This window comes from Arenibacter sp. ARW7G5Y1, assembly GCF_003201775.1.
Classification (GTDB): Bacteria; Bacteroidota; Bacteroidia; order Flavobacteriales; family Flavobacteriaceae; genus Arenibacter.
This window is the reverse complement of the sequence record NZ_QJJZ01000036.1, coordinates 1-8,148: the sequence shown is the minus strand read 5'-3', so window position 1 is coordinate 8,148 and position 8,148 is coordinate 1. Positions and strand designations below refer to the sequence as shown.

Annotated in this window: 3 protein-coding genes and 2 pseudogenes; all 5 read left to right on the top strand. The window is 38.8% G+C overall.

The features are described from left to right. Positions 1 to 136 precede the first annotated feature (136 nt). A complete protein-coding gene (locus tag C7972_RS23545) occupies positions 137 to 1,783 on the top strand; it encodes an arylsulfatase (RefSeq protein ID WP_220020954.1) in 1,647 nt (548 codons plus the stop codon). A gap of 191 nt (positions 1,784 to 1,974) precedes the next feature. After that, complete coding sequence (locus tag C7972_RS23540) at positions 1,975 to 3,384, top strand: sulfatase (RefSeq protein WP_110358607.1); 1,410 nt, start codon at positions 1,975 to 1,977, stop codon at positions 3,382 to 3,384. 376 nt (positions 3,385 to 3,760) lie between these two features. Next, on the top strand, positions 3,761 to 7,273 hold the full coding sequence (locus tag C7972_RS23535; protein WP_110358606.1) for a PVC-type heme-binding CxxCH protein: 3,513 nt from the start codon (positions 3,761 to 3,763) through the stop codon (positions 7,271 to 7,273). Positions 7,274 to 7,499: 226 nt separating this feature from the next. Next, a pseudogene (locus C7972_RS23530) lies at positions 7,500 to 7,813 on the top strand (transposase); the annotation flags it as partial. A 132-nt stretch (positions 7,814 to 7,945) separates the two neighbouring features. Beyond that, positions 7,946 to 8,148: pseudogene (locus C7972_RS23705) on the top strand (transposase); the annotation flags it as partial.

Here is an 8,148-nt window from a genome sequence, read left to right as displayed (position 1 = left end):
TGAAAAAACAAACACGCTGTGCCTATTAAATAAAAACAAACAATAAAAAAGAGGACAAAGTTCAACCCGCAAAAGTATAAAGCTTTATCCCCTTGTTATGATTATAATTAATTGAACATTTTGAAATCAAATAACTATGAAAGAGATAATTAAAATAAAGAATGTTGCCGTCCTCTTATACAGCTTCATTTTTTGGATTATAGTTATATCCAAGATCAACGCTCAAGATCGGCCCAATGTAATGGTCATTATGGCTGATGATATGGGCTATTCCGATATTGGATGCTATGGAGGTGAAATCCGTACCCCAAACTTGAATAAGCTGGCTTCTGAAGGTCTTAGATTCAAGCAGTTCTACAATACAGCACGTTGTTGTCCCACCCGTGCTTCCCTATTAACGGGACTTTATCCTCAACAAACTGGGATAGGAGGCATGGTAAATTCAACTAGTAAGGTTCCGGCTTATGTGGGGGATTTAAACCAACAATGTATCACTATGGCCGAGGCGCTCGATAAAAATGGGTATGCAACTTTTATGACCGGCAAATGGCATGTGGCTAAATCTATATCGCCAAAGGACAATCACAATTGGCCTACTCAGAGAGGTTTCAAAAAATTTTATGGGACCATTACCGGAGCAGGAAGTTATTTTGACCCGGTCACCCTTACATATAACAATACTGCCGTTACTGTTGCACCCCAAGACAATTTTTATTACACTGATGCCATTTCCGACAGTACGGTAACATTCCTTCAAGATCACTTTAAAAAAGATAGGGGCCAGCCATTCTTTTTCTATGTGGCATACACTGCTCCACATTGGCCGTTACATGCTCCGAAAAAGGACATTAAAAAATATAAAGGCGTTTATGATAAAGGATGGGAAGTGATGAGGGAGGAAAGGATAGTTAGAATGAAGCAGATGGGTTTAATCAAAGATGATTGGAACCTAAGCCTACCTGGATCAAGTGTTTCCACATGGAAGGACAACAATAAGATGGATTGGGAATTACAGCGTATGATGACATATGCGGCTCAAGTGGATATTATGGATCAAGGAATCGGGCGGATAGTTAATTTTTTAAAAAAAAATAATCAACTTGACAATACCTTGATAATTTTCTTGGCCGATAACGGTGGGTGTGCTGAAACAATCAATAATGCATCGCAATGGGTTAGAAAATATGGTCCCAAGAGCAAGAAAACCTTATCGGGAAAGGAAATGGTCTATGGTAACGATAACGATTTAATGGCAGGCCCTTCGGAGACCTATATGAGCTATGGACCCTCGTGGGCGAACCTTAGCAATACACCTTTTCGGTATTACAAGCATTATGGTTATGAGGGTGGAGTGGCTGCTCCTTTTATTGTCCGGTGGCCAAAAGGGTTTTTACATAAAAACGAGTTCCGTAATGAGGTCGCAAGTATTATAGATATAATGCCTACTGTATTGAATGTTACCGGAACAGAATACCCTTCTACATATAAGGGTCATTCTATTCAACCTTTGGAGGGAAAAAGCCTTTTGCCGGTATTTGAAGGAAACCATTTGGACAGAAAAAGCTGGTTTATGGAGCATAAGGGGAACCGGGCAGTTCGGGAAGGCCAATGGAAACTTGTTTCTACTACATATAATGGTAAATGGGAATTGTACGATATGGTCAAAGATAGGACCGAAACTAATAATGTGCTAGATCAGAACCCCATAATTGGAAAAAAATTGGAAAAAATGTGGAACGAATGGGCTTGGAGGGTTGGTGTTTTTCCAAAAGAAAAAGAATAAACTGAGAATTTAAAGTGGATATTATTAGGTGTGGGACTAAGTGTCATACACCCAAAGATTACTATTGTTATACTTTGATATTTTACAGGGCAGTTATTAAAATATATAATCAAAGTCCTATTCATTAATTAAAAGGATGCACTTTTTTTTAGAGTGAAATCGAGCAATAAACTACCAATAAAATTTTACTTATGTTAAATACAAAAAAAATACTACTAGTAATAACTGGATTACTATCAATCGGAGCTGCAGGGCAACAAAATCCCGTTTCCAGCGATAAAACAAATCCATCTAAACCTAATTTTATTATAATCTTTGCTGATGATATGGGGTATGGGGATATTGGTGTATATGGGCATCCTACAATAAAAACTCCTAACTTGGACAGAATGGCCTATAAAGGGCAAAAGTGGACTAATTTTTATGTGGCAGCACCTGCCTGTACACCTTCGAGAGCTGGACTGATGACCGGAAGACTACCGGTAAGAACAGGAATGAGTAGTGGAAAACGACGGGTTTTATTTCCCGATTCAAAAGGTGGACTACCAGACAAGGAAATTACAATTGCATCGGCATTGAAAGAAGCGGGATATTCAACAGCATGTATTGGGAAATGGCACCTCGGACATTTACCTCAATTCTTACCTAGTGCGCATGGGTTCGACTACTATTATGGAATACCGTATAGTAATGATATGGATCGAAATCGGATTGGAGGTCGTGATGATCTAGAGATTATTCTAAATCCCAAGATTGATTATTTTAATGTGCCATTGATGAGAAATTCTGAGATCATTGAAAGACCTGCCGATCAAACAACGATAACAAAACGATATACGCAGGAAGCAATTAAATTCATTAATCAAAATAAAAACAAACCATTTTTTCTTTATTTAGCAAATTCAAAGCCCCATGTACCCTTGTTTAGGTCAAATGACTTTGTGGATAAAAGTCTTCGTGGAGTGTATGGAGATGTTATTCAAGAAATTGATTGGAGTGTTGGTGAAATATTATCTGCATTAAAACGTAATAATTTGGATGATAATACGCTTGTTGTTTTCACATCAGACAACGGGCCTTGGTTATTTAATGAACATGGTGGCAGTGCCGGGTTGTTGCGTGGGGGAAAAGGAGGGACCTATGAAGGAGGAATGAGGGAACCGGCTATTCTATGGTGGCCAGGAAAGCTTAAACCTGGTGTTGTTATGGATATGTCAACAACGATGGATTTATTGCCTACCTTCTGCAGTCTGGCAAATGTTACTCTTCCAAATGACAGAATTTATGATGGCTATGATATTTCTACTTCGATGTTCGGAAAAGGACCCAACCCACGAGATATTGTCTATTACTATCGAGGGACCGATGTTTTCGCCATTCGGGAAGGTGCTTATAAAGCTCATTTTGTAACTCAGCCGGAGTTTGGTAGTAAAGAAAAAACCTTCCATAACCCACCACTTTTATATAATTTAAATGTTGATCCTTCAGAAAAATACAATATTGCGAAAAAACATCCTAAAGTAATAAATGAAATTAAACAAGTTTTGAAAGAACATCTTAAAACGGTTGTTCCTGTCGAAAATCAACTGGAGAAATTATAGCTTCTATTATGTTATTCTAACATTTTCTTCTTACCCCCTTTTTGCCTTTTTTATCAATTGTTCTAGAGTAATTTTTTCCAAGGTCGTGCTAAAGATAAAGACACTCTGAGGGCCATTCGGAGAATGCGGTAAAAGTATAGTTGTGGATAGCGATGTACATAACCCTCATTGTGGCATACTTGAAACATTGGATAAGAAGTTTATATTCGGTTTATGAAACGATACAGACATTGGAAATATCAAATCCCACTAAATCATCTGTTAATGAGTAGTTTACCGAACCAGTCAATCACTATAAACATCAAAGAACAACTTAACCTGTTTAATGACAACCAAATATAAACGCAACAATACTAATTTCCAATATATATATATTATGAACTCATTTATCTCACGTTTTGGCCTTTCAATCCTGTTTATCTGTGTAATGGCCGGATGTAATCAATCCAAAAAAAAAGATGATAACGAACCAAGAAGACTGGAGGTTCTTTTTTTGGGCGATGCCAATGAGAATCACAATTCCCGGGAATATGCTCCTATAATGGCACAGGCACTATCCAAGAGTGGTATCAATATTTCCTATACCGAGGATCTCGAAGATCTTAATACCTATAATTTGTCGCTTTACGACGGACTTATTATCTATGCCAATTATGATACTATCTCCAAAGGTAAGGAAAAAGCACTGTTGGATTTTGTAAGATCGGGGCATGCGTTTATCCCTATACATTCTGCCAGTTTTTGTTTTAGGAATTCCCTGGATTATATAGATATGGTGGGGGGACAGTTTATGAGTCACAATACAGCCACATTTACGGCTAAAATAGTCAACATGGATCATCCCATAATGAAAAATGTTAAGGAGTTTTCCACTTGGGACGAAACCTATGTCCATGACCATTTGAGCAAGGATCGTACGGTTTTGATGGAAAGGATGGAGGTAGACCATCACGAACCGTATACATGGGTTAAGAACTATGGTGAGGGCAGGGTGTTCTATACTGCTTATGGGCATGACGGACGGACATGGAAAAATCCAGAATTCCAAAACCTGATAAAGCAGGGGATTTTATGGGGCGTAAATCATAAAGCAAAGGCCCAATGGGAGAAATATGAAAAGACTATCCCTAAATTGATTTACAAGAAGATGCCAAATATCCCCAATTATGAAATGAGAGATTCTGTTCCGGAGTTCCAGGAACCTTTGACCCCTGAGGAATCAAAAAAGTTGATACAGGTTCCTGCGGGATTTGACCTGAAACTTTTTGCATCGGAACCGGAAATCATCAATCCAATTGCAATGAACTGGGACGAAAAAGGTCGACTTTGGGTGGTGGAGACCGTAGATTATCCAAATACAATTAGGAACGACAAGGGAACCGGGGACGATAGGATCAAGATCTGTGAGGACACCAACGGGGACGGCATGGCGGACAAGTTTACCGTTTTTGCCCAGAACCTGAACATCCCGACGAGCTTTACGTTCGCCAATGGAGGGATTATAATCTCCCAGGCCCCAGATTTCCTGTTTTTAAAGGATACCGATGGGGACGATAAGGCCGATGTTAAAAAGGTTATCATGACAGGTTGGGGCACTTTTGATACACATGCTGGACCCTCTAATCTCCAAAGGGGAATGGACAATAAAATTTATGGAGTTGTTGGTTATTCGGGCTTCAAAGGAGAAATAGCTGGCCAACGCTATCAATTCGGACAAGCGGTTTATCGTTTTCATCCTGATATTTCTGATTTTGAGGTAGTTGCTAATACCAGTAATAATACTTGGGGATTGGGATTCACAGAGGACAACAGTCTTTTTGCTTCCACGGCGAACAATACCCACAGCGTTTATGTGGGTATTCCCAACAATTATTTTAATGGGGTAGAGGGAATTCCCAAGGAAGGCAATAAAAAAATAGATGGCCATTATTCTATACATCCGATAACTAGCCAGGTAAGACAGGTGGATGTATTTGGGGGGTTTACGGCCGCATCGGGACATAACTTTTATACTGCTCGAAGTTATCCCGCAAAATATTGGAACAAGATTGCCTTTGTTTGTGAACCTACCGGCCATTTGGTACATATGGCAAAAATAGAAAAGGACGGTGCCGGATATACCGAAAGCGATTATTGGAATTTATTTGCCAGCGCCGATGAATGGGTATCTCCTGTAGCTGCTAAAGTTGGCCCGGATGGTGCAGTTTGGGTATTGGATTGGTACAATTTTATCGTGCAACATAACCCGACCCCAACCGAAGAAAGAGGTGGATACAATGCTGAAACGGGAGAGGGAAATGCCTATGTAAACCCACTTCGGGATAAATCTAGAGGGCGAATATGGCGTGTTGTATGGAAAGGTGCCAAAGAATTTGAACCTATGGAACTGAGCAAGGATGAACCCAAAAAATTGATAGATGCACTCACTAATGATAATATGTTTTGGAGGACCACGGCCCAACGCCTTTTAGTAGAACGGGATAAAAGAGATGTACTTCCCGAATTATATGATATGGTGAACAACAAAGAAGTGGATACCCTCGGCTTGGATTCTGGGGCACTTCATGCGCTTTGGACCATATACGGACTCAGTGCGATCGGCACGGAAAAAAATGCCAACGATATTGTAACAGGAGCTTTGAAGCATCCGTCATATGCGGTTCGGAAAGCGGCAATAGAGATTCTTCCAAAGAATGAAATTGGAGTGGAGGCTTTGCTAAAATCGAATCTGATACACGATAAAAACCCAGTGGTTCAATTGGCGAGCTTACTATATTTGGCAGAAAGACCTTCTTCTTATGAAATAGGAAAGGCCTTGTACCTCTTCAGCAAGGAGGATGAAGTGTTGCACGATGCATGGTTGGCAAGGGCTGTTTATGTTGCGGCAACCAAGCATAGTAAGGGCTTCCTAATAAAGTATAAAGAAGAACACCCAAATTACAGTGAGAAGTTTAAAAAGAAAAAAGATCTTTCTCAGAATGATCTAGATGTTAGTAATTGGAAGGATATAAAACTTCCCCAACTTATACATCAGAAGGGATTAGATACAAACGGGTTTATTTGGTTCAGGAAAAATTTTGAGATTTCTTTGGCTGAGTCTGGCAAAAAAGGGACTATTTCCTTGGGGCCAATATATAATTCTGATATAGTATATATCAATGGAAATAAGATTGGTATAACAAGAAAGATTCCCAATAAAAACAGGATTTACGCAATTCCTAAAGGTGTTTTAAAAGCTGGGAGGAACCATATTGCTGTTATGGTTAAGGAAACAGGTAAACACGGTGGTTTCGCAGGAAGGCCTGATCAAATGTTTGTGACCACTGGTGAGGATAAGACATCTCTATCTGGAGATTGGAAATATCAGTTAGAATCAGACTACAATAGTTTGAAAAAGAACATTTTTAAAGATATTACATTGGCCGATTTTTTTGCTGAAAATTATATGGATAAACCTACCCCAGTAGAAGGTAAAGAACAACAGGAATTATCCTATAAAAATACCATTGTAATAAACATCAAGACCATTAAGAATGAAATGAAGTTTGATATTTCAGAATTCGTGGTTTCAGCCGGAAAACCAGTTGAAATAGTTTTAGAAAACCCTGATTTTATGCAGCACAATTTGGTGATAACCAAACCGGGAGAAAAAGAGAAAGTTGGAGCTGCAGCGGATAATTTGGCTACAGATCCACAAGGGGCCGATATACATTATGTGCCCAACATACCCGAAGTCCTTTTCTCCAGTCCATTATTAGATCCTCAAGAAACTATAAAGATGAGATTTATAGCACCAGATAAACCAGGGTTATACCCATTTATATGCACGTTTCCAGGTCATTGGCGCATTATGCAAGGAATTATGAAAGTAGTACCTGCTAAAAAATAGCTGTATTAAAGTAAATAGTTTGTTGTGATTAGTTGATAGTAATATTGTGGAAATCAGAAATACAACTATCAAACATTGAAGTGATTTAGACTTTTTACTTCTTTTTATAATCAAGTTACAGGTTAAAATCCTGCAATTTCATTGCGGTTACTATAGGTTCTATAATTGTTTTAGTTATATTGGATGTCCAACTACAGAAGGAGTTCACATTTGATAAGTAATTTAAGTTGCATGGGCTATAAAATTTCACTACCTCGTTATCCAGAGCGATATCCAGTATCGCTATCGTGATCTGTTGATTCAGGTATGTATCCTTCATTGAATGAAAGCATTTTGGTAAAGACATTAAATGGTCGCTGATCACGACTACTACAACAGGAATTCCTTGCACTAATCAAGAAATATTGGGACCGTCACTTTTGGGCTGTGGGTTATGGGACTTTGAGCACAGGAATGATAACTGATGAGCTGGTTCAAGAGTATCTTGAGCATTATAAGGATAAGCCCTATTCAGAAAAGGGCAGCTGGATATTAGAGTAATGCAAAGGAGGAATTTCATACTTTTATTTAAAACTATGGATTTGAAATCCATAGAGATATATTACTGCAAAATATTCATATTTTAGGGGAATGGGCCATATATTGAGAAATGGATAGTATACCGTCAGCAGATTGACTTTTCATCCAGTTTAGTTTACCAAGTATTGGTACAAGGTTTTGTTGGAATGTACAGAAACGTTGTCGTGAGCTACCCATACAAATTTGTGATGCGGATGATATCGAGATTATGAAAGTTGTGGTGAGCTCCGACCATGTCCATATGCATGTTGAGTACTCCCCGCGGATGAATGTAAGGTCGATGGTCAAACAATTGA